At 43.6% G+C, this 21079-nt stretch carries 36 protein-coding genes; all 36 read left to right on the plus strand.

Features of this window, described 5'->3' with window-relative positions:
• The first annotated feature begins 182 nt into the window (after window positions 1–182).
• Window positions 183–908, plus strand: a complete 726-nt coding sequence (locus V4T18_RS08980; protein ID WP_332648836.1) for an NUMOD4 domain-containing protein — start codon at window positions 183–185, stop codon at window positions 906–908.
• 16 nt (window positions 909–924) lie between these two features.
• Window positions 925–1173 (plus strand): hypothetical protein, encoded by a 249-nt coding sequence (locus V4T18_RS08985; RefSeq protein ID WP_332648838.1) that lies wholly within the window; start codon window positions 925–927, stop codon window positions 1171–1173.
• Between the two features lie 27 nt (window positions 1174–1200).
• A complete protein-coding gene (locus V4T18_RS08990; RefSeq protein WP_332648839.1) occupies window positions 1201–1407 on the plus strand; it encodes a hypothetical protein in 207 nt (68 codons plus the stop codon).
• 13 nt (window positions 1408–1420) lie between these two features.
• Window positions 1421–1711, plus strand: coding sequence for a hypothetical protein (locus tag V4T18_RS08995; protein ID WP_332648841.1), 291 nt, complete (start codon window positions 1421–1423; stop codon window positions 1709–1711).
• Window positions 1701–2282, plus strand: coding sequence for a hypothetical protein (locus tag V4T18_RS09000; RefSeq protein WP_332648842.1), 582 nt, complete (start codon window positions 1701–1703; stop codon window positions 2280–2282). The genes V4T18_RS08995 and V4T18_RS09000 overlap by 11 nt, the downstream gene beginning before the upstream one ends.
• A gap of 42 nt (window positions 2283–2324) precedes the next feature.
• Entirely contained in the window at window positions 2325–3011 is a 687-nt protein-coding gene (locus V4T18_RS09005; protein ID WP_332648844.1) for a 3D domain-containing protein, read from the plus strand.
• Window position 3012: 1 nt separating this feature from the next.
• Window positions 3013–3189: a hypothetical protein gene (locus tag V4T18_RS09010; protein WP_332648846.1), complete on the plus strand. Its 177-nt coding sequence runs from the start codon at window positions 3013–3015 to the stop codon at window positions 3187–3189.
• Window positions 3186–3782 carry a hypothetical protein gene (locus V4T18_RS09015; RefSeq protein ID WP_332648847.1) on the plus strand — a complete coding sequence of 199 codons (597 nt, stop codon included), beginning with the start codon at window positions 3186–3188 and terminating at the stop codon, window positions 3780–3782. The genes V4T18_RS09010 and V4T18_RS09015 overlap by 4 nt, the downstream gene beginning before the upstream one ends.
• A 73-nt stretch (window positions 3783–3855) precedes the next feature.
• Complete coding sequence (locus V4T18_RS09020) at window positions 3856–4050, plus strand: hypothetical protein (RefSeq protein WP_332648848.1); 195 nt, start codon at window positions 3856–3858, stop codon at window positions 4048–4050.
• Between the two features lie 11 nt (window positions 4051–4061).
• Window positions 4062–4313, plus strand: coding sequence for a hypothetical protein (locus V4T18_RS09025; protein ID WP_332648850.1), 252 nt, complete (start codon window positions 4062–4064; stop codon window positions 4311–4313).
• On the plus strand, window positions 4310–5128 hold the full coding sequence (locus V4T18_RS09030; protein WP_332648851.1) for a hypothetical protein: 819 nt from the start codon (window positions 4310–4312) through the stop codon (window positions 5126–5128). The genes V4T18_RS09025 and V4T18_RS09030 overlap by 4 nt, the downstream gene beginning before the upstream one ends.
• A gap of 19 nt (window positions 5129–5147) precedes the next feature.
• Window positions 5148–5504 (plus strand): hypothetical protein, encoded by a 357-nt coding sequence (locus V4T18_RS09035; protein WP_332648853.1) that lies wholly within the window; start codon window positions 5148–5150, stop codon window positions 5502–5504.
• A gap of 10 nt (window positions 5505–5514) precedes the next feature.
• Window positions 5515–5778, plus strand: a complete 264-nt coding sequence (locus V4T18_RS09040; RefSeq protein ID WP_332648855.1) for a hypothetical protein — start codon at window positions 5515–5517, stop codon at window positions 5776–5778.
• An 11-nt stretch (window positions 5779–5789) separates the two neighbouring features.
• Window positions 5790–5993 (plus strand): hypothetical protein, encoded by a 204-nt coding sequence (locus V4T18_RS09045; protein WP_332648857.1) that lies wholly within the window; start codon window positions 5790–5792, stop codon window positions 5991–5993.
• Window positions 5990–6178 carry a hypothetical protein gene (locus V4T18_RS09050; RefSeq protein WP_332648859.1) on the plus strand — a complete coding sequence of 63 codons (189 nt, stop codon included), beginning with the start codon at window positions 5990–5992 and terminating at the stop codon, window positions 6176–6178. The genes V4T18_RS09045 and V4T18_RS09050 overlap by 4 nt, the downstream gene beginning before the upstream one ends.
• Window positions 6175–6504, plus strand: a complete 330-nt coding sequence (locus tag V4T18_RS09055) for a hypothetical protein (protein ID WP_332648861.1) — start codon at window positions 6175–6177, stop codon at window positions 6502–6504. Before V4T18_RS09050 ends, V4T18_RS09055 begins: the two co-directional genes overlap by 4 nt.
• Complete coding sequence (locus V4T18_RS09060; protein WP_332648863.1) at window positions 6501–6671, plus strand: hypothetical protein; 171 nt, start codon at window positions 6501–6503, stop codon at window positions 6669–6671. The genes V4T18_RS09055 and V4T18_RS09060 overlap by 4 nt, the downstream gene beginning before the upstream one ends.
• 220 nt (window positions 6672–6891) lie before the next feature.
• The gene (locus V4T18_RS09065) at window positions 6892–7023 is read left to right on the plus strand and encodes a hypothetical protein (protein ID WP_332648865.1); all 132 of its coding nucleotides are present in this window, start codon (window positions 6892–6894) and stop codon (window positions 7021–7023) included.
• A gap of 80 nt (window positions 7024–7103) precedes the next feature.
• A complete protein-coding gene (locus V4T18_RS09070) occupies window positions 7104–7346 on the plus strand; it encodes a hypothetical protein (RefSeq protein WP_332648867.1) in 243 nt (80 codons plus the stop codon).
• A gap of 5 nt (window positions 7347–7351) precedes the next feature.
• Window positions 7352–7723 (plus strand): NrdR family transcriptional regulator, encoded by a 372-nt coding sequence (locus tag V4T18_RS18335; protein WP_442916923.1) that lies wholly within the window; start codon window positions 7352–7354, stop codon window positions 7721–7723.
• 276 nt (window positions 7724–7999) lie between these two features.
• The gene (locus tag V4T18_RS09075) at window positions 8000–8347 is read left to right on the plus strand and encodes a hypothetical protein (RefSeq protein ID WP_332648869.1); all 348 of its coding nucleotides are present in this window, start codon (window positions 8000–8002) and stop codon (window positions 8345–8347) included.
• A 192-nt stretch (window positions 8348–8539) separates the two neighbouring features.
• A complete protein-coding gene (locus V4T18_RS09080; protein ID WP_332648871.1) occupies window positions 8540–9247 on the plus strand; it encodes a hypothetical protein in 708 nt (235 codons plus the stop codon).
• A gap of 443 nt (window positions 9248–9690) precedes the next feature.
• A complete protein-coding gene (locus tag V4T18_RS09085; RefSeq protein ID WP_332648873.1) occupies window positions 9691–11031 on the plus strand; it encodes a terminase in 1341 nt (446 codons plus the stop codon).
• 221 nt (window positions 11032–11252) lie between these two features.
• Window positions 11253–12872 carry a phage portal protein gene (locus V4T18_RS09090; RefSeq protein ID WP_332648874.1) on the plus strand — a complete coding sequence of 540 codons (1620 nt, stop codon included), beginning with the start codon at window positions 11253–11255 and terminating at the stop codon, window positions 12870–12872.
• The gene (locus V4T18_RS09095) at window positions 12865–13074 is read left to right on the plus strand and encodes a hypothetical protein (RefSeq protein WP_332648876.1); all 210 of its coding nucleotides are present in this window, start codon (window positions 12865–12867) and stop codon (window positions 13072–13074) included. The genes V4T18_RS09090 and V4T18_RS09095 overlap by 8 nt, the downstream gene beginning before the upstream one ends.
• Window positions 13075–13086: 12 nt before the next feature.
• The gene (locus V4T18_RS09100; RefSeq protein ID WP_332648878.1) at window positions 13087–15018 is read left to right on the plus strand and encodes a minor capsid protein; all 1932 of its coding nucleotides are present in this window, start codon (window positions 13087–13089) and stop codon (window positions 15016–15018) included.
• A 2-nt stretch (window positions 15019–15020) separates the two neighbouring features.
• The gene (locus tag V4T18_RS09105; protein WP_332648880.1) at window positions 15021–15191 is read left to right on the plus strand and encodes a hypothetical protein; all 171 of its coding nucleotides are present in this window, start codon (window positions 15021–15023) and stop codon (window positions 15189–15191) included.
• A gap of 212 nt (window positions 15192–15403) precedes the next feature.
• Window positions 15404–16162, plus strand: coding sequence for a hypothetical protein (locus tag V4T18_RS09110; RefSeq protein ID WP_332648882.1), 759 nt, complete (start codon window positions 15404–15406; stop codon window positions 16160–16162).
• Window positions 16163–16189: 27 nt separating this feature from the next.
• Window positions 16190–16576 (plus strand): hypothetical protein, encoded by a 387-nt coding sequence (locus V4T18_RS09115; RefSeq protein WP_332648884.1) that lies wholly within the window; start codon window positions 16190–16192, stop codon window positions 16574–16576.
• Between the two features lie 61 nt (window positions 16577–16637).
• Window positions 16638–17648, plus strand: a complete 1011-nt coding sequence (locus V4T18_RS09120; RefSeq protein ID WP_332648886.1) for a major capsid protein — start codon at window positions 16638–16640, stop codon at window positions 17646–17648.
• Window positions 17649–17708: 60 nt separating this feature from the next.
• Window positions 17709–18104 (plus strand): hypothetical protein, encoded by a 396-nt coding sequence (locus V4T18_RS09125; protein ID WP_332648888.1) that lies wholly within the window; start codon window positions 17709–17711, stop codon window positions 18102–18104.
• A 15-nt stretch (window positions 18105–18119) separates the two neighbouring features.
• Complete coding sequence (locus V4T18_RS09130; protein WP_332648890.1) at window positions 18120–18500, plus strand: hypothetical protein; 381 nt, start codon at window positions 18120–18122, stop codon at window positions 18498–18500.
• Window positions 18500–18994, plus strand: coding sequence for an HK97 gp10 family phage protein (locus tag V4T18_RS09135; RefSeq protein ID WP_332648891.1), 495 nt, complete (start codon window positions 18500–18502; stop codon window positions 18992–18994). The genes V4T18_RS09130 and V4T18_RS09135 overlap by 1 nt, the downstream gene beginning before the upstream one ends.
• An 11-nt stretch (window positions 18995–19005) precedes the next feature.
• Entirely contained in the window at window positions 19006–19476 is a 471-nt protein-coding gene (locus V4T18_RS09140) for a hypothetical protein (RefSeq protein ID WP_332648893.1), read from the plus strand.
• A 4-nt stretch (window positions 19477–19480) separates the two neighbouring features.
• Complete coding sequence (locus tag V4T18_RS09145) at window positions 19481–19672, plus strand: oligoribonuclease (protein WP_332648895.1); 192 nt, start codon at window positions 19481–19483, stop codon at window positions 19670–19672.
• Window positions 19672–21075, plus strand: a complete 1404-nt coding sequence (locus V4T18_RS09150; protein WP_332648896.1) for a phage tail protein — start codon at window positions 19672–19674, stop codon at window positions 21073–21075. The genes V4T18_RS09145 and V4T18_RS09150 overlap by 1 nt, the downstream gene beginning before the upstream one ends.
• Window positions 21076–21079 lie beyond the last annotated feature (4 nt).

Genomic DNA, 21079 nt, shown 5'->3' on the forward strand with positions numbered 1-21079 from the left:
TAGCCATAGTAGACGAGAGGGGTCCGAAAGGAAAAGACGTAAAACACGAAGTAACTTTTGTAGTTAACCCTTTACGAAAAGACTATTACCAGGTAATTGCCCAGCTAAATCGTTCTTCGAAACTATCTCGATACGGGCAGTCTCTTTTTCACAGCTGCTTTAAGAATTGGTAGGTGTCTCGTATGTACGTTTACGACATGATGAAAAACGAAGTAAGTATCATGACAGGCGCAGAACTATCTTACGTTACAGGGAAGGATGCTTCTGCAATTAGTAGAGCAAAAAAGAAAGGGTCTATCATACGTCCTTTTAATTTAGTTGTATCCGATAGTTTGCCTACCGTAAAAGACAAGAAGGCTTTGCACGAACAGCTAAAATTGGAGAACGAGACCTGGCACATTATTAAAGGGTCAGACGATCAATTCAAGGTGTCGAACTATGGCCGTTTTAAGAGGGTATACAAAATAGGCGAGAAATTCCTTTTACCTGTGCTTCGTAAGCAATGTGGAAATATGGTTGTAAAGGTCAAATTTAAAGGTGTGTATAAAAGCTACAGAGTGAAGGATATTGTTGCAGCACACTTTTTACGAAAGCCGCAACCTAACGAAGTGCTACGTCACGCGAACGGTATAAAGACGGACGACTTTGCAGGAAATTTACAATGGATTGACCGTAAAAAGCCAGGTGAGATAACGGGTGCTAAATCGAAAGGTAAGCCTGTAGTAAAAGTGGATGAATCGGGCGAGGTTTTAGAAGAATACAGATCGGCGCGAGAGGCTGCTCGAAAAGAGCCATATAGTCGACAGACAATCACAGACTATTGCAATCGCGTTACGGAAAATTCTTACGGGGACGTATTTATGTGGCTGGAAGACTATGAAAAAGAGTACGGCGAAATACTAGATTAAGAGGGGACGTTCTGTAATGAGGGTGGAATTAGATTCTATTAATGAATTTAGTGGTACTAAGTTTTGGGGGATTCGAGTTTTTGAAGAAGGGGAACGTGTTGGTAACTTCAACATAACGCTTAATTCTATGAAGAGCATAGGCGTAGCTAAAACTCTTCATAGCGGTAAAAAGGTAGTGGCATGGCTTAACAGTAGTGAAGGGCAATTATGGTTGAAAGAGAGAATCATAGAGCCTAAATACACGTCTTTAGGGGCGTTTCTTTAATCGATACACAAGAAAGGAGCATTTCGAATGGGTAACTTACCACCGAATAAAGCAATGCAGATTTTAGAACTACAAATGGCAAATGACACGTTAAAGGATCTTGTTACGTTAATGATTGAACGTGCCGGTCCTTTTGCAAAAATTAGAAAAGCAAAGTTTGACGCTTTGCTAGAAGAAGGTTTTACCGAACAGCAGGCAATCGAAATCGTAGCGAAATCACCGACAATCGAATAGGGGTGAGCGGGGTATGAATAGAGCAGAACGACGTAGACGAGAACGTGGTGCTCGAAAATATGACCAGGTACAAACTTTCACAAAATCGGAAGCAGAAGCAATGAGCGAACAATCTTACCGTTACGGCGTAGCATTCGCATTACTAGCAGCGAAGGAAGTTCTACAGCTGGGGGACGTGCGGCTAGATCGTGTACGAAAAAAGATTATCGAGTATGAATTCGAGCACTTCCAGCAGTTAAAACCGTTTAACCATGACATGAACGAAATTATCGAATATAAGGGGGTAGCACAACGTGGAAAATAGTCAGTTATTAGGTTATGACAATTTATTTAATAAACTTCGTAATCGTGAGGGTGCCGATTGGACGGTACCACCAGAAGACTATAAAAAGTTTATCGAAGAAACGCAAAAGCTTTTCGTAAGGAAGGATACTGATTACGATAGTCGATTTATTCGAGGAATGGTAGATACAGACATGAACGCTCGTACGCTATGGGCGTGGGAAGTAGATAAGAAGCTTGATAGACTTCGTAGCTGGATCGAACGCGGGGAGCTTCAAGTAAAGGGTGAAGGTATTCGCAATTCGGTAGACGATCTATTCATTTATACGGTGCAATACGTGGCATTTGTACAGGCGATTATTAATAACCAAGAACCCGCAAAGCGTTTCCTAGAACGTGTAAGGCATGACCGTAACGGCTTCTTTCATTGGAATGCCTGTCGTTTGAATCCGAAAGAATGGGTTGAGTTCCTTGTGGTTAAAGGTCGTATAAAAGAAAACGAGCTACTGTTGCAGAATATCATCCTTTCGTATATGGGGCACCCACTAACGAAAGAGGATTGGCAGCTAGCGATTAGAGCTTTACTATCCTAGTCATGTGTATAGAAATTAATAGATTGTATTAGGGGGTAACAAATGATTAACGTATTCGTAAGTGCACTACTAATATCGGGGGTGTTTGGGTATGAGTGGCAAGCAAGTATCGAAGGGGTACAACAGACGGCAGCGGGACAGAAGTCGGGAGTTAGAGAAGAAACAGTTACGGAAAAAACGAGAGAAAGGGGCTTATCGAATGTCGAAACATACGGACAGTGGTTACCAAGCGTTAGCGGAAGAATTAACGCAAGTGACTTCCGAAAAGCAGCGGTACATGAAGGCATGGGAATCGGAAAAGACGTTGTCAGAGATGTACAGCCAGCAAAACAAGCAGCTGAAAGCCCAGGCAAAGTATTGGAAGACAAGAGCCGTAATTATGGCGGTAATGGTACTGCTTCTAGGAATTCAGCTAATAGCGCTACTTTTGTAATTACGGCGTATACAGCGGGGTATGAGAGCACAGGGAAGCGCCCTGGAGATGAAGGTTACGGCGTGACGGCTACGGGTGCTTATGTAAAAGAAGGGCGTACCATTGCTGCCGATTGGAACGTACTACCGCCAGGGACGGTTGTCGAAATCGAAGGTCTTCCAGGGCGTTATGTCGTGGAAGATCGTGGGGGCGGTGTTCGTGGGAATCACATCGACTTATATATCGAAAATCTGAACAGCGCACTCTCATGGGGTAAGCAGAAACGGAATGTACAAGTTATCGAATGGGGGTCTTAAGTTGAATGAGAAGCGGAAACGCGAAAAGTTTAACGAAATCATGTTCGACTGCGTCACAACGGTACTAGTAGAAGAAGCTGACGCTTTCCGTACCTTGCTGTTAGCTCGTGGAATAGCGTTTAAGGAGACAAAAAAGCACGAGTATTTCATCGAATTTGAAAGGGGTACATTTACATGATCGTAGTAGAAATTAAGAAGGGCGGCCATATGTATCAAACTAGAATGCCTAACGAAAAATGCGTCCGTACGGCGTATAACAAAGCACGTGACGTAGCTACAGGCATTGAGCTGTTTAGTGATGGTAATAGCATCTTAGACTTAGGTAACTCGAAAGAGTACGAACACATTCGTGTCTGGGTAGAAGAGGACGTACCAGAGGTTGTTGTAGAACCACCAGGCGTAAACCAGAAAGACGGTGATTACATGGAAGGTTTCGAACTTACTATACCGTATTTAGGGCAGATGCTCGACGTAAAAGGCGTGCGAGCTTTACATGACGCCGTACCTTTCGTTTGCGTTTACGAAATTAATAACACGCCTGCCCAGGTAACTATGTCGAAAGGAAACTTAACACCGTTTACTATCGCAGTCGGCGAGCACATGGGGTATATCGAACCTATGGCTGTAGTACCACAAGCAGACTTATTAGACGAAGCAGCAGCGACCGAGTACGTCGAAGACTTTATTAAAGAGCTGCTAAAAGAAGTAGGCAATCAAGGGCAAGAAAAAACAGCTACGGCGTTTTTCGGCTTTACGAAAGATGATGAATAGGAGTGTGAAACTATGACAGAAGTAGTTTTTTTGTTACGAAGTAAGCGCAGAAGCTGGAATAGCGCACGATACAGTGACAGGTGAAAAAGCTAAAGCTTATACAGAAGTTAGGTTTCCTGTGAAACGTCCTTTAACAGAGGAAGAATACAAAAATACACACGAAGTTGGCGTACCAATCATGCTACAGTCACAAACAAAAATAGACGCAGCCTATTTTAAACCGATCAGTGTAGAAGAATACGAAGCACAAACAGCGGACGACGAGTAAGGGGGTACCGCATGGCACGTAAGAATGAAGCTATAAAAGAAAAGAACCCCGAAGTGTTCGTACTGTATTTTGACGGTAAGCCTATGAACCTTGTTAGATGGGTGGAATATTCACCGAAATTAAAAAGCAACGCGCGAGTGCCTAAAGCTATTTATTGGACAGAAGGGCAGGCGAAGACAGGAATCGCCAACCTTCCCGTATGGATAGACCGAAACTTGGTAACTATCGAAAAATTTATACCAGAAAAGGAGAATTTAAGATGAACGTACCAACGCAATTATTGTTAGGCGGCGTACCGTACGCCGTAGAAGTTCTGGAAGGAAACGTCGCAGAGCTAAAAAACGGCTACACTGTCACAGGCGAAATTCAGTACTCGGATCAACGTATTCAGCTTTCTGGGCTTTTGCAGCCAGAATATGCGAGTAAGGTACTTTTGCATGAAGCTATACACGGTATCCTACACGAATACGGCATGGAAAAGTACAACAAAGAAGATCTGGTCGACCGCCTCACTCATGCGCTTTACGATTTTATCCAGCGTAACGATCTTGACTTCATTCGCGATCCGAGAGGTAGGAAGAAAGTGTTAGAAAAAATACAAAAAATAGCGCCCATAAAAGCGGTAGGTATAGAGGAAACAGGACACATCGAATACGCCGTAAAGGACGACTTCTCACATGTTGCAGATGGTCATGGAAAGATAAACACACCAGGCGCGCGATCACCAGAACTAGAGAAAGTAGTTTCTCGTTCTCGTCAGCTGCCTTACGTTGACCCAGCACCAGGTACTTTTAAGTTAGAAGAACTAGCTAAAATAAGCGAGCAGCCACAGGATCATTGGGAAACAGGTATCAAAATGAAAGACGGTGTTAAAACGTATCGTACCCGCTATGAATGTCCTATCTGTGCGGATAAAGGAAAACGCTACTTGCCAAAAGACGACACGCAGCTGTACTGCCGTGAATGTGGTACGGCGTTAGAGATTCGAACAGCAACGGACGAGCCTTTCCCAGCTCGTGATACTTGGGGTAACTTTTTCGTAGCCGATAGCTTAGTAGTCGGAGAGGCGGCGGATTGATATGGGGCGCGAAAGGGTTTTGATTGTAGGGGGTGGCAGTACTGCCGCTTCCTTCGCCAAAATCGCAGAGGATAGGGAACGTGTACATCAATTAGCGGAACAATACGGCATAGAGCCTTTTCGTATGGTGCACATCATACAAGAATTTTCCCAGGTCATCGGAAGCGTAGAAGTAGCTATCATAAAGATTTCAGAGTTACTAAGAGCCTTATTTCACGACATGACAGAAAGGCTCCCCTCTCTAGTTGAGCTTCTAGAACACGAACAGCTGGGGCAGGAGAAATGCTATAACCATAGGATTGATTTTAAGCGGCCTCGTGTACGGCACCAGGTTACATGTCGAAAACCGACTTTAGTCAGAAAGATTATTCATTAGGGGGTACATTATGGCTAAAATCTTAGAGTTTCCTTCGCAGAAAGACGATGTTGTAGCGCAATTGGAGTATCTATTACAGATGGCAAAAGAAGGTGAGTTTAAACGGTTTGTATTCGCTGCTGAATTAAACCGAAAAGAGCTGCCAGAAGACGACCTAAACCTGGTCGCAACAAGCTATATAAATTCGGATATAGGACACCGTCAATATCTTCTCGCCCATTTACAGGCTGACATCACTTTAGCGTTAGTAAAAACAAATTTTATCGATGGTTAAGGGGGTACATTATGGGAAAGTACGGCACACAATCCGTGTTCGATCGATTAGCTGCGGAATACTTAGCAGCAGCTGGGGACACGCAAGATGCACAAGCTACCGTAAACGCACTACGGCGCGAGCATGAGTTTGAGCTAAATTCGTATTATGGGAACGATCCGACAAAAAACTTAAAGCACGCCCTTAAGAATGACGTAAGGGGGCTAGCGAAGTGACGAAAACCGAGGAACTTATACTCGAAATTGTGAAGGAGAACGGCGGCAGCGTGCCCCAGGAGTTTATTGCCGAAACGATGCAACATATGGTGAAGCAGGGCTTACTAGAAGCCCACTTCCCTTACGCAAATAAAGCAATACAAACGAAATTCGAATACCGGTTAGGGAAGGGGAAAAAGAAATGATGAAAATTGGTAGCCCAGAGTGGTTTAAGGAATTAGCGCAAGCTGTAAAATTTCCCGCATACTTTAGTTTCTACTTACTATTGAAGGGTGACAAAAAGACTGTTGCAGTTAAGGTTGTAGATTCTAAAGCGAAGGAAGTTACAGGTATTAAATACGGCGCATTGGAGCCAACAATGGGGATGTTGTTTAACGCAAAAAATATCGCACTCTTAGATGTGTGCAAAATAAATAATGCAGATCAATATTACGAAAAAGTAAAGAAGCTTGCTACGCATTGGGACGTCGAAGTAATCGACGAGAAAGGTGTAGAAAAGGTGGACACATGACGGAAGGTGACGTAAAAAGAATCATCGTCGAAATGATTACGAAGGGCGAAATTAAATTTTTCACTAGCGGTAACCCTAATGCGAGATGCCAGACGTTAAATATTGAGTTCGACATTAACGAAGATGATTACCGCTTTAACGAGATAATCGATCTAGTGGATATTTGAAACATTATGTTCAGAAAGGGTGAATGGTATGGAATCGCATGAGAACTATGAAGAAATATGTAGTAGTTGTTTTGGTTATGGGCGTATCGAAAATCCTGATATATGGTCTCAAAAAATTGAAATTGATTGTCCGACATGCAAAGGGAACGGACATATCGAAAAATAAAAATCATTAAACACAAGAAACATTATGTGTAGCAAATGGAACGGGGGAATATAAATGAACAGTTGTCAGCAATGCAGTAAAGAATATGATGCAGATTATTCAGGAGCAGAAGAATATGATCGTTTTTGTAGTTGGTCTTGCGAAGATGAATACAATGTTGAGTTAGAAAATGAATTGGAAGAATAAAATTACTAAGCATTCCGAGAAAAGAAATGAGAGGGAGAAAGGGCGGGGTAGTAATGATCCAACGATTAAAGCGAATGATAATGAGGCGGTTTAATGCGTCCAATACAAGGTTAACAGGAAAGCAAACAAACGTTACGTATCTAAAACAATTCGAAAAGCGGGGGCTAGACGGGCAGATCGCCGCTTCATTCGAATCAACAACTGTACAGCAACGGTACAACGAGATTATAACCGCTCTTAAATACACCAAACATAACAAGAAAAAGGCAAAGCTTTTAAAAGCGAAAAGAATGTATGAGGGTATCATGCGGCAGGGAGCGTGACCGAAATGAAATGCCCAGAGTGCGGTATAGTGGATCGCGATAATCGGGTTGTAGATAGTCGTCATTGGAAACACACAATACGCCGTAAAAGGAAATGTAACAGCTGCGGGTATCGATGGCACACCTACGAGGCGATGGAACTCGAATACTTTAGTGACCGTAACCGAAACAAGTACCTTCCCTGGACACCAGGCGAAGAACGTACGGCGGTCGTCTTAATTGAGCTGGAAGGTAAATCGTACACATACATTGCGACGGTCTTATGTAGAAGTCGTATGAGCGTACAGCGGAAAATCGAGAAACTTCGAGCGACTGACGAGTACCTGACTATCCTGGAAGACATTCGAGAAGCCGAGCAAAGCGGTGCGAGCTTCTAAATTCGAAGGTCTATGGTCGAGATTCGGGTAATTCCAGCAGATAGACATACAAATATATAAATTTGGATTTTTTAAGAGGGGGTACACATGAAAGAAAAAATTCCAGCTAGTAAAAGAAGAAAGAAATAACCCCCTAAGTAAAAATACTATATTATATATTATAAATATTATTATACTAATTATTATATATATTATTATTTATTATAATTATTAATAGTATTATTAATTGATAGTGTTTTTAGAGGATTTTCTTTTCGGCTGGGGAAGGGTGTTTTTATGTCGAATGAGGATCGAGTAGCTTTAAGCACTATTTTGCATTGGCTAGAGAATTACGACGTGCTAAAGGCGGGCGATATTCCGCCAGAGGCTATAGGTGGGAACAGCGGGCAAAAGTCATATGACGGCGTGAAGGCGAGCCGTTTAAATATGATTATGCTGGACAAGGCGATTGACGATCTACCTATCGAGCTGCGTGCATTGATCTGCTCGCGCTATAAGTTTAGACGTTATCGACGCGAAACTTTAAAGCTGCTGGGTATCAGCGTGCCTACGTATTACGAGTGGACGAAGAAGGCAATTCGGATGATCTACAAGGACTTAAACGGTATTAAGGATAAAGTTTGACACCTTTAACATCGTTTACTATAATTATGCTATAGTGTTCATTTTATGCTTATTTTCAGGAAGCATAAAAATTATATAATAAAATAATATTATTTAAGGGTCAGGAAAGCGCGTCGTTTCGCGTCTCCTGGCCTTTTTGTGCGAAACGAAACTATAATTTCTTTATTTCTTGCCTTGAAAGGGGGCGTACGAATGGCGAATACCAATCGAATACCAAAAGATACGCTGCCAGACGGTTACGACCCGTACGATATGAATTTAAAAAAGCGTATCAATTATGACGCTGACGATCTTAACTATGTATCCGAGCGTGCTCGAAATCTAGTCTTGTGCTGCGGAGCAAAGAAGCGTAAAAAAGAAGGGGTCTGTAAACAACTTGCAGGCTTTGGCACGAAACACGTAGGCTGGGGACGTTGTAAGTTCTGCGGCGGTGCGAATACAGGACCTAAAACAGCCGAAGCAAAGAAGCGTACTTCACAGAATGCTAGAAAGCACGGCTTCTACAGTAGCGTCTTAAGTGAAGAAGAACGCGCTACTTACGAGGAACTAATCGAAGGGAAAGACGTCGGTCTGGATCAAGAAATATACATGATGAAAGCGAAGATAAAAGTCTACCTAGCGAAATATTACCGCAAACGTAAAGCGGGTGAAGCTGCTACAGTCGAATGGTTTAAAGACGGCGAAGAAAAAGGTTACTTCCATGCTGGGACAATCGAGGACCGAACGCTTACACGCGCTTTAGAAACATTAAGGCGTTTAGTGGATAGTCATGCGAAGCTTACAGGGCAAAATACGGATACGTTACTCGACCAGATTAATGCGGAACTTCGACAAGCGTCGCAAGCTGCTTCACAAGACAGCTGGGGCGGAAACGCACAGAATCGTCAAAATAACGTGTAGTTTCTCATGTGTTTGCTTAAGTCTATTTTTATAAAATTTTTTTCGTGTGTATGTGTGGAAAAAAGAATTTTATGTAATTTCTATATACACATGAGAAAGGGGGCTATCGAATGGCCGAAGCTTTGCAGTACAATTTCGAATATCGAGAAGAAGCTGACCCTATAAGCGGTGCCCCTACGTTAGTCGCAATACCAGAAGCGGTAAAAGACGCGTTTAACGGTGCGCCGTATGCTACCATTAACGACCTGGGCGAATTATTTCGAAGGGATCGCCTTCGCGAAGCCTGGCGCATTCTTCGTAAAAACAATCCGTTCGATTACCAGCTGGAAGTTGTCGACGCGATCCTTTACAGCTGTTTAAATGGTCTTGGTTGGCAGTTCACGGTCATGCAGACGCGACAAAGTGGAAAGAACGAAGAGAGCGCATTTCTACAGCAATACCTAATGTTGTATGGATGGTTTTACGGCGTACCTATTTCGGGTGTAAAGTTCGCACCTGTTCATAAACCACAGGTACAGGCGAGTATGGATCGTCTCGAAGGAGCTGACACGCCAGATAGTGGCGGTATGGCGGGAAGCGTAGTAACGAAGTCGTTATTCCGTAAATCGGACGGCTACAAGTTCCATATCGGTACGCCACGTGACAGCAACAAATGGGCGTTCCTATCTATCAACCCTAGTGCGAATGTAGCCTCACAAACAGCCTTTACGCTGCTCGAAGGAGACGAAGCCCAGGACATTGACAGTAACAAGTGGGAACGTGACGCGCAGCCGATGGGATCGTTTAATAATGCGACTACCGTATTCTGGGGTGTAGCGTGGACGAAAGAATCGCACATTTACAAGGCTATGAATCAGTCGTACGAAATGGAGAAGCGCCTAGAGAAAGAATTAGGTTATCGTCCAAAGCTCGTATTTAAGATTGATGCACACCGTGTTATTGCTTCTGGTAACAGCAATTACAAGAAGGCTTTCGAAAACCAGGTAGCGCGTTTAGGTGTCAACCATATCGCAATACAAACGCAGTACCTTCTTAATTTCGTGGATAGTATAGGGCGTTATTTCGATAGCGAGCAGATCGCTAGAATGTATGCGAATAGTGAACGTACAAGGATAGGTCCTAACCCGAAAGAGGTCTATATATTCTCTATCGACGTAGCGGGCCAGGAAGAAGAAGTAACCGAGCTGGCAGAAGAAAGTATAGGGAAAGACAAGCGGGATAGTACGGCGCTTACTATCGGGAAGCTAAACAAGGATGGCAGCGTGACACCTGTCTGTTGGTACTATTGGACGGGTGAAAAACACACAAAGGTACGCGCACAGATCAAGGCAATCTTAAAGCATTGGAACACGATAGGTGGTACAGGGGACGCTACAGGTATAGGCGAACCGTTAATACATTGGCTGAAAGAAGAATTCCCTAACATGGAAATTGAGGCCTATAAATTTAAAGCAGCTGGAGACGAGAACAAGTCGAAGCTGGGGTACCTGGCATACAGCTTCGTTGCGAATGACTTAATCAAGATACCACAGCAACCGACGGACGATCCGAAACAAGCAGAGTTGTGGCTAGAGCTAAAGTGGCAAATAGAGAACCTGGTGCGTGTAGCAAAGAAGCAGCAAACGATTAACTATCATGTTCCAGCTAATGCTACCCCACGTTTCGAAGGACATGTACCCCATGACGACTTAGTTATAGGACTTTTCCTGCTAATACGGGCTGCATGGTACATCAAGAATCCAGAAGGTAGAAAAGCCGAAGCCTTCGAGCGGGAAGGTATTTAATATACACAATTTTATACATTCGCTAAATGAGAAGCGAAAACAGGAAGCCTTATGTATCAAGGCTTTTTTCTTTTGTATAAAACAATAAATTTCCTAGCACTTTTTCATAGTGTTTAAACATTGATATAACAGCATTTTGAATTATATCTAGTTTACATAATGCAAGTGATAGGAAGCTGGATTGTATAGGACTTTATAAAAATACGGAAAGGGGGGTTACTGTGGTAGTCGTAAATAACATACCAAAACTGTTAAGTGATTTTGACGTAGATGTTACAGGACTTAGCGAAGGTGTAGAAAAATGGGTCGAGGAAAACAGCAAATGGCTTAGTCGTATCGTGGAACAGCATAATGTCTTTTTGGCAGAAAGCGAAGTAGAAAAATACCAGGCAGCATACGACGGCGAAATGGAACAGATCGCCGAACGTGATAAAAGCCGAGGGGACGACATTAACCATAAGCTACAGGTAGACCTGGCACAGCTAATCATTGATACGGTTGTCGACTATATGACAGGTAAACCTATCTCCTGGACATTCGAAAACCCAGAAGGCGAAGGAAGCACAGAAGGCGAAGGAAGCACAGAAGGTAGCGAAAATAATACACTAGTCGAGCAGTACCGTAAAGAGTTGCTACAGCTGCTACGCAACGAGAACGCGCAACGTGTTTTAGCAGAGCAACTACGGCAGGGGTCTATCGCCTACTATAGCGGCGTTATTTGTTGGGTGAATGAGGAAGGGGAAATCGAGTACGACGAGTTTCCTGTACAAGAAATTATCCCGGTGTACGACAAACGCGGTAGGCTTAAGCTCGTTATTCGTAAGTACACAGCTGTAGACGAGTTGGCAGAAGTACCTAGCGAACGTACCAAGCTTGAAGTGTATGACAGTAAATACGTGTTGTATCTAGAGCAGGACGAAGAAGGACAGGACTTCCAGCTAGATCAATCGGAACTCGAAACGGGTAACCCAATTAAACATTTTGCTGGGCGTATTCCTGTTTCTATCTTTACGAATGGTACACCAGCTAGCTACAAAGACCGTAAAAAGCGTAATGGCACATCTGACTTAAAGATAGTCTTCTCCCTGCTGGAAGAACTCGCTAGTGTAATGTCTGATAAGGCGAATACTGTCGACCGTCTACTCGATCAGTTCTTATTGTTTAAAAACGTACAGACGACCGAGGAAGAAGTCATAAAAATGAGAAAAGCGCGTGCTATTGCCTTAAAGAACAAGGAATCAGACGCGGGCTTTTTAGCACCTTCCCAGGACGATAACGCCGTAGAAAACCATATGGACCGAGTAGAAGACATGGTCCATAAGACGACACAGACGCCGAAACTAAACGACATTAGCGGTGCTACAGCTACAGAAATAAAGGTAAAATACGCAAGCCTGGATATTAAAGCAGGCAAAAAGGAGAACTATTTTAGCCAAGCTGTGAAAGAATTTATCAGGATTTTAACCGACCTTCTAAACTCACGCCGTATTTTAGAAGTAAACGAAGAAGCGGACGTACACGCTATTTTAAACGGCAAAACAGACAGCACCGTAGAGCTTTATAACGCGGAATGGGTACAGTTCACGATTAATCGAAATATGCCTCAAAATTACACAGAAATAGCGCAGATCGTTAGCACGCTAGCGGGTATCGTCCCAGACAGTTATTTATATGAGTTGCTATGGTTTATCGAAGACCCTGTTTCTGCTTTAAAAGAAATGAAGGGGCAAAAGGACGAAGAGAATAAGCGCGCAGCGGCGGCAGGAATGGCCGCATTAGGTTTTGGTGGCGAGTTCGGAAGTACAGGTAATGATGATAACGGGGGTGGTAATGATGAATAAGGAGTTAAAAGAGATCGTAGAGCAGTTGGAAAGTTGCGGCTATGTATGTGTAGCGGGACCTTTAGAAAATAACACTGCTTTTGTTCGTCTGAAAGAGTTAGCAGAACAAAGTGGAAATGAAGTAGTAGAGATATCAGCGGAAGGGATGTCTAACAATGATCTAGAAGGTTTAAAAAGCATGTCAGCTGTTATTTTAAAATAAGGGGGTTAGCATATGGCGAAGCAGCCCCCAGCTAATAAGTTACTAGACGCGAAGGTGTTAGCACGAAGACAAAAGGACCTTGACGGGTTTATCGAAAAGCACCAAGCGATTTTAGACGTTCGAGCGGCTAAATATGCTACAGAGATCACGCCTCTCTGGGAGCGCATCAAGCAGAACATAACAAAAGAAATAAAGGCAATCTATAACGAGGTACAAGACGCGCAGGGCGTGCCTATTGTAAAGCAGCCGATTGACGAGGCTAAAATGCGGAATATGAGGCGGCAAATAGCTAGGCTGGGAAAATTAGAACAACAGCTTGTCGAAATGCTAGGGACAGACCAGCAAAAGACGAAGCTAGACCGGAATCTAGCCTATAGCTATGCGGAATCCTATTACTTACATGCTTTCGGGCTGGAACAAGCCACAAAAGTAGCTGTGAATGTACCGATTTTAACAGTTGGACATGTAATAGGTGCGTTAATAAACCCCTGGCTCCCAGACGGAAATACGTATAGTGATCGTTTAAGAGCGAATACACAGTATTTAGCTAAGAAAATGGTTGTTACCGTCGAGAACGCCTTAGGTAGCGGCTGGTCAATTAATCGAACAGCACGCGAAATACAAAATCACACCCAGGAAGGTTATTATAACGCCGTACGTCTTGCTCGTACTGAAATTAATAGGGCGGCAGCACAAGGGGCGAACCATACTTACCTACAAAACGCGGATATATTGGACGGCAAAAGATGGAACGCAGTACTCGATGCTCGTACAGCACCGAAAGACGCGCAAAACGATGGGCAGATATTCGAATTAGACTACGATACACCAGAAAATCCAGGAGAAGCTGGTAAACGTATCCCGAATCATCCGAATTGTCGTTGTAAGTGGTCCCCTGTCCTTTCTGCGCTAGGTGTAAGTACGAAAGAACGTATTGCACGTGGGAAAGGTGACGATAAAACAAACTTCGGAGAGAACATATACACCAAAGCCCGCTCATATAAAGAATATGCAGCGGAAAGAGGTTTACCGAATATTGATGATCTTGTGCGGAATGAGAATCCGATTAAATACCTACGTCGTGGCGAGACTTTAGCGGATATACCGAAAAACTTCTTCGATCCGTTCCAGCCTGTTAAAATTGCTACGAAAGTATTTACAGCTGTAGAAGCGGCTAAAATAGCAGTAATAGATAACGCTTTTGTTCCAGCGGCAACTATAGCCGAGGCTAACAAATGGGCTGCCGAAAATATTCCACAGGTAAAAACGGTGGACTACAAGGGCTATGACTTAGCGTTGGCGAATGAAGTAAATGAGGAATTGTATAAACTGTTCCAACTGTACCCAGAAATAGAGGACATTAATTTTATAGGTACAGCGCAGGCAAGGAATAAAGCGGCTTACGAAAGGCTTGTAGCGGATTTCTTAAAGGCTAATAGCAAGACCTTCGAAGGTTTAGAGCAAAAGACAATAGATTATTTCGTGAAAAGGCATGTAAGAAAGCCTAGCCCTATTCCTAGTAACACATATGCACAAGCAGCTAATAATACGTGGAAGGATCAGGCAGGGATAACCTTTAACCAGAAATGGGCGAAGGACTATAAAGCTCTTTCGCAATCTGTTATTCGAGACGTAGAAAGCAAGTGGCACCCAGAAGGTACAGAAAAGCCTGTCTCCATTCTTGTACATGAGTTCGGTCATAGTGTAGACTACTTCTTAGATAAAATCGGTTTAAGGGATAAGTATATTACACCCATCACGAAGGCAGCGTTAAAGGATAAGAATCTAGGTAACGATCTAAGTAGATATGCTACAAAAAATCATCGTGAAGTCGTGGCCGAAGCGTTCGCAGAATACAGATTAAATCCTAACCCCCGCAAATGGGCTAGAAAAATCGGTGAAGCGATAGAGCAGGCACTAGACGAGTATCGAAAGGGGCGTTAAAAATGACGGGAACACGACCTAAGTTTATGGATAGCGACTATTTCGTAGACGATCCTGGTAATTGGCACTTAAAAGAAGGAGCACCGCAGGATATTGTGAATGAATTTAACGAGTTTATACAAGGTGACGAGGCGCCAGAAGTGCAGCCTACAACTATAATCGAATTAGACTGACCGCCCCTCATATGGTGGTCTTTTTTAATACCAATAGCGGCGATCTAAAAGCGTGTATGTACTTCACGCAAGTTTAGATCGCTGTTATTTTATACGCCCTACCTTACCAGGGGCACATAATACCTGGAAAGGCAAAATATCGGGGACCCTGTAACCCCCAGCCAAAACAGGGCAGATATAGCCGCAGGGCTTTATACTGCGAAAGGTGACGCATGGATAAATTTATTAAACGACTACAGAAGCTTCTTAGTGAGGGGAAAATTGACTTACAGGAGTACCAGGCACAGCTGCAAGAACTGTTAGACGATGAAACGATTAATCAAGAATTATACGACGCCGCAAAGGACTTCAAACCAGAAAGCAAAGACGACGAGCCAATTTACACACAATCAGACGTGGATCGTATGATTATGGTAAAAGCTCGAAAAATGGTAAAGAAGGCTTTAACTGACGCTGGCGTAGATACAGATAACATCGATAACAAGGACTTGCTAACAACTTTCGGCGACTTGGCTTTACAAGGCCAAAAGAAAGGCAGCTTATCGGTAGACGAAGCGCAGCTGAATGAGCTACAGAAAAAAGCGAAGGCTTACGACACACTACAGCCCCAGCTTAAAGGTTTAACAATCGAAAATGAAGTGTTAAAAGCGGCTGGTGTGTACAACCCTGTAAACCCGAAACAAGTAGTACGAGCGCTAGACGACTACAAGGACTTACTAGAGTACGACGAAGACGACGTGCTTGTTCCGAAGTCTGTAGAGCGTGCGCTTAAGAAGTTATCGGAAGCGGAGCCTAACTTATTCACAGCTGTAGATGGTGCTGACGATGAAGACGACAAAGGCGGTCAAGCTGGCGGTGAAGGTTTCAGAGGAAAGACACCAGGCGGCGGTGCGGGCGGTACCGATCAAAACAAGAAACACGATAAAACTAAAGCCGAAGCTTTGGCAATGATGGGTATCAAAAAAGACTAACAACAAAATTAAGGGGGCTATATTAATATGGACGTAACAATTCGCCGTCATTCGGCAGAGGCAGCGCGTGAGATTAAAGCGAGCGCGCATTATACGTATATTACAAACGGTATTACGTTAGACGGGGCAAAATTCGCGAAAGGCGAGCTTGTAAAAGAAGGTACGTGTCTAGTAAAGGACGACACGTCAGGTCTTTACGAGAAGTACGCAGATGCGACAGGGGCTTTCCCAGCTGGGAAGAGTGACCCTGTAATCTTAGATGAATCTATCAAATTTAACATCGACGATAACGGTAATAACCCGAACGTCACAGCTGGTCAAGTCTTAGTACACGGCGCCGTATATAACGGTATGTTAATCGGTGTAACAGACGCATTTAAAGCTAAATTAGCAGGTGCTATCCGCTTCGTATAAGAAGCCTAGCGCCTTTTTCTTTGCAAAAATATAACCAAAATAATAAGGGGGCTTGCACATTATGGCAGGTTTAGCACAGTATAGCGAGTTTTTCGCGAATCCCGTTTTTACGGAAACAATTAAAGAAGTACCTGTAATGAAGTCGTACATCGGTAGCCGCTTCTTACCTACAGAAGAAACATACGAAATCGACTTTAACGAAACAGTTCTAGAACGTCAAATGGACATGGCGGACATTGTAGACAATGGCGCGGAATTACCATTAACTGATCGTGATCCGGTACGCCGAGTATCTGGTGAGATTGCGGACATTGGGCAATCTTACATCGTAACTAAAAAAGAACTTGCAGCGTTACTAGATAAAGGTAACCCAGGTAAACGCCGTATTGCTGAAAAACAGCTATTACAAAAGGCAGCTACAGTAAAGGGTAATATTGACGCTCGTATCGAGTGGTTACGCTGGCAGGCACTAGGCGAAGGGCGATTAGCTTATAACAAAGCTGGTATTAACTTAGGCGTAGACTTCGGTGTACGAGCAGAGAACAAAGTGACAGCTGGGACACGTTGGAACGACGTAGGCGCTACAATTTTAAATGACTACGAGAAATGGGTACAAGATTACGTGGATTTAAACGGCTTAACGCCTGACGTTTTCGTAACAGGTATTGGCGCCATTCGTATAGTCATGAATAACGCAGAAGTGCGTAAAGCTATTACAGGATCTGGCGACCAACTTATCACAATCAATCAACTGAATGACTTCTTAACAGGACGCCAACTACCACGCATGGAAGCTTTCGACACTGTAGTAGCATACCGTGACGTAAATAACGGCGGTGTCCGTCAACAACAACGATTACTAGCGGCAAATAAAGGCGTGTTCCTAGTAGAGGGTGGCGAGATCGGTAGCCAACTATTAGGCCCAACGGTAGAAAACGAAATGAATCCTGGCATCTATGCACACAGCTTCACGCAACAGCGTCCACGTCGTGAAATCGTAGAAGTAGTAGCGGCATCATTCCCGAAAATCTTAAACCCAGATTTAATTAAACAAGCGGTAATTTTAACTTAGTAAAAAATAGGATGGGACGTCATTGTACGTCCCTTTTTAAATTCGAGGGGGTAATATAGCATGTCAAACAACAAAACGAAACGTGTACATTTATTAGCGGCTATCACACTGAATGGAGCTATCGTAGAAGCTGGGAAGACGGAAGAACTTAGCTTATTAAGCGCGAATGCGCTTATCGCAGAAGGTAAAGCCGAAGAAGTAGCGCAAGAAGGCACAGGCGGTCAACAGAAAGGCGCTACAGAATTAAACGAACAAAATAGCGGAGGAGCACCTAAAGTGCCTACAGAAGACGAATTGACGCTTTTACGTAAAGCGTTAGACGATAAGTACAATCGCGATCCGTTAGCCGAAGAAGCAAAAAAAGTAGGGGTAGAGTTCCCTTACGACGCTAAAAAAGCGGTAATTATTGAAGCCGTAATCGAAGCTGGAAAGGCAGAAGCCCTTCTAGCTGAATAAGGGGGCTTGTTTAGTATGTCATTTTTAACAGTCAAAGAATTACCGAGCTACTACCCTACGGCTGCTAGTATGTTTGTGGATGACGTTACACGCTTTTTGCATAGAGCGAATAGTTACGCTTTTGGTGTGATTGGCGGTGTACCAAAGTACACGGAGCAACTCCCAGCAGAACATTTAAAGACAGCTGTAGCGCTTGCGTTCGAGATATTAGCAGAAGGTCAAAAGGCAGAAGTAAACGCAGTGAACGGCTTTATTACAGAAGCAGCCCCTACAGGTCATTACGTACGAAAAGCCGACGATCCTTTAGACGTTGTAGAACAGATGCTACTACCTTACAAACGAGCATTCGAAGCCCAGAACGCTACTAACGCAGATAACGGGGTACAGTTCTTCTAATGGCTCGAAACAGGCGTTTTTCTATAGACGGCTTGGAAGAATGGCAACAGGGGCTAATAAATATGAACGGCGAGGCAGTCGACCGAATGAAAGACCGTATTTTACGGACTACGGCGTTAAGACTACAAGAATACCTGGACGACTTGACCCCAGCACGAACAGGGCGTTTAAAAGGGTCTATGTCAATGGGGCACCCAGACAATGTATTCGAAATTGTTGTTGGGAAAAGGTCGTACGCCGTTGTAGGAACAAATGTCGAATACGCGCAATATGTGAATGACGGTTTCACGCAAGAAAAAGGACGCTTTGTACCAGGTGAATGGCGTAGCGGTACGTTTCATTATTTACCTGGACACAGCAAAGGTATGGTACTTACAGGGAAAGTAGTACCAGGAGCTAGAATGTTCGAAAAGGCTATGGACTATGTCAATGACGACATGGATCAAATAGTAGAATTTGAGTTTCGTAGATTATACAGCGAGCTGTTTGGATAGGGGGTTACTGATTGGGTTACTTACAAGAATTAGAAGCGCTAGCTCGATGGGTTTACCAGGTAACAGAGGTAACATCGCATAAGTTGAGCGAGGCACCGCCCAAAGTAGCGCGTCCTGTTATTCTATGGGAAGGTCCTAGCAGACGTAAGGGCGAGAATCTAGGTCGCTATCATTACACGAAACGTGCGTCGCAGTACGGTACTCTTTATGTGAAAGATTTAGACCAGCTGGGGAGCCTTATCGACAAGCTGGAAAAAAATTTAATGGATCGTGACGAATGGTTGCCTATGTTCGAATCTGACCAAGCAAACGCTCGACAGATAGGAAAGCTATATAAAGTCGAGATTGACTTTAATAACACCCAAAGTACGGATATGCCTTTTACGATCCGCTACGAGGTTATCTATAGTCGACCTATTCCAGAAGCGGCGCCAGCAGCAACTCACGTAGGTAACAAAGTGAAAATAATTGAAGGGGGTTAAGTGAATGGCTGAAAAAGTAACAGCGGCAAAAAAAGAAGCAAAGTATTCTAAAACGGAATTGATTGCTAATGCCGCTTTATTTGAAGTAACACCAGAAATAGTAGCAGCAGCGTTGTTAGACAAAGAAGAAGCTACTAAAAAGGAGACAGAAACTGCTGTGAAAAGCTTCTTAACTCGTAAAAAGGGGGCTAAATAATGTCTGGAACATATAAACAAGGCGAACATAAAGTGTTGTCGGGAGTTTACACACGAATCGTCGCCGCATTAGAAGAGGTATCGAACGGTACTCGTGGTATTGTAACGTATCCTTTCACATCTGATTGGGGTCCTGTCAATGTGCTACAAGAGTGCTATTCCGATAAAGATTTTAACGAATTATACAACGCTGAAAATACGGCGTTAACGGCGAATACAGTTTATAACCACGCTTTTAAAGGTAAGCCGAGTATGGTTTTAGGCTATCGTATGGCTACAGCGGCAGCGGCGAAGGGTATAGCTCTTTTAAATGACGATACGTCAGCAAAGGCACTAGAGCTGGAGACATTATACCCTTCGAAGCGTTCCTTTGCGGCACGTGTAACGGAAAGCTTAAGCGGTGGTAAGTCCATCGAAATTTTAGAAAAAGAAAAAGTGTTAATGAAAGTTGAAGGTGCTACTGTGGCGGAGATCGTCGCGGCATTAAACTCTTCGGAATACGTAAGAGTAAAATCCGCTGGCGAAAAACTTCCTGCCGATAACGCAGGCGTAACATTTAGTGGTGGTAATAACGGCGAAGTAGTAACAGGCACAGAATACGCTGGGTACCGTGCGGAAGTAGAAGCAGATATGCGAGCAAAAGCAATCGCATTAGACGATTATACAGACCCAGCGGAAGTGGTAGCTACAGAAGGTTGGTTACGACGAGTACGAAATGACGGGTTGTACATTACATTCGTTAATGGCGGACCGCTGTCATGGGACACGAACTTAAGCGCTGCCCATCAAAAAAGTAAAGCCTTTAATCACCGTGCAATTGTTAATGTCGGTAATGGTGCGGACGGTTTTACAGCTGGGGAAGTCGCTATCTATATAGCTGCTCGCGTTGCTTCTGTCGCTTTAAATCGCACGTTAACGGATGAAGATACGCCGTATAAATTAGTTAACAAAAAACTAACACGTGCGGAACGGATTGAGGCGAAAAAAGTGGGTACGCTGATCCTAGTACAACAAGGCGATAAAGTGATTATCGACGAGGCTATTAATACGTTAACGGTACCAGGTGAGGATGAACGAATCGAAATGAGTAAGATTCGAGTAAGTAACGCTTTAGACCAGATGGCGTACGATCTAGAACTATTCGGCGACGAATACAAAAAGACACGTAGTAATACGCCAGAGGCTCGCGAAACATATGCAGCTACAGTAGAGAAAGAGTACTTCGAACCTTTAGTTTTACAAGAAGTATTTAAGCCTGGCGCGACGTATCGACCAGATCCAGACTATCACGGTACAAACCCGATTTATACGGCGAAGTTGGACGAAGCTTACTTCGTGTCAGGGGTTACACCTGTAGACAGTATGGAAAAAATCTATCAAAAAGCTAATGTCAGCTTTAACTAATAAG

It is taken from the genome of Lysinibacillus sp. 54212 (genome assembly GCF_036662795.1).
Classification (GTDB): domain Bacteria; phylum Bacillota; class Bacilli; order Bacillales_A; family Planococcaceae; genus Lysinibacillus_B.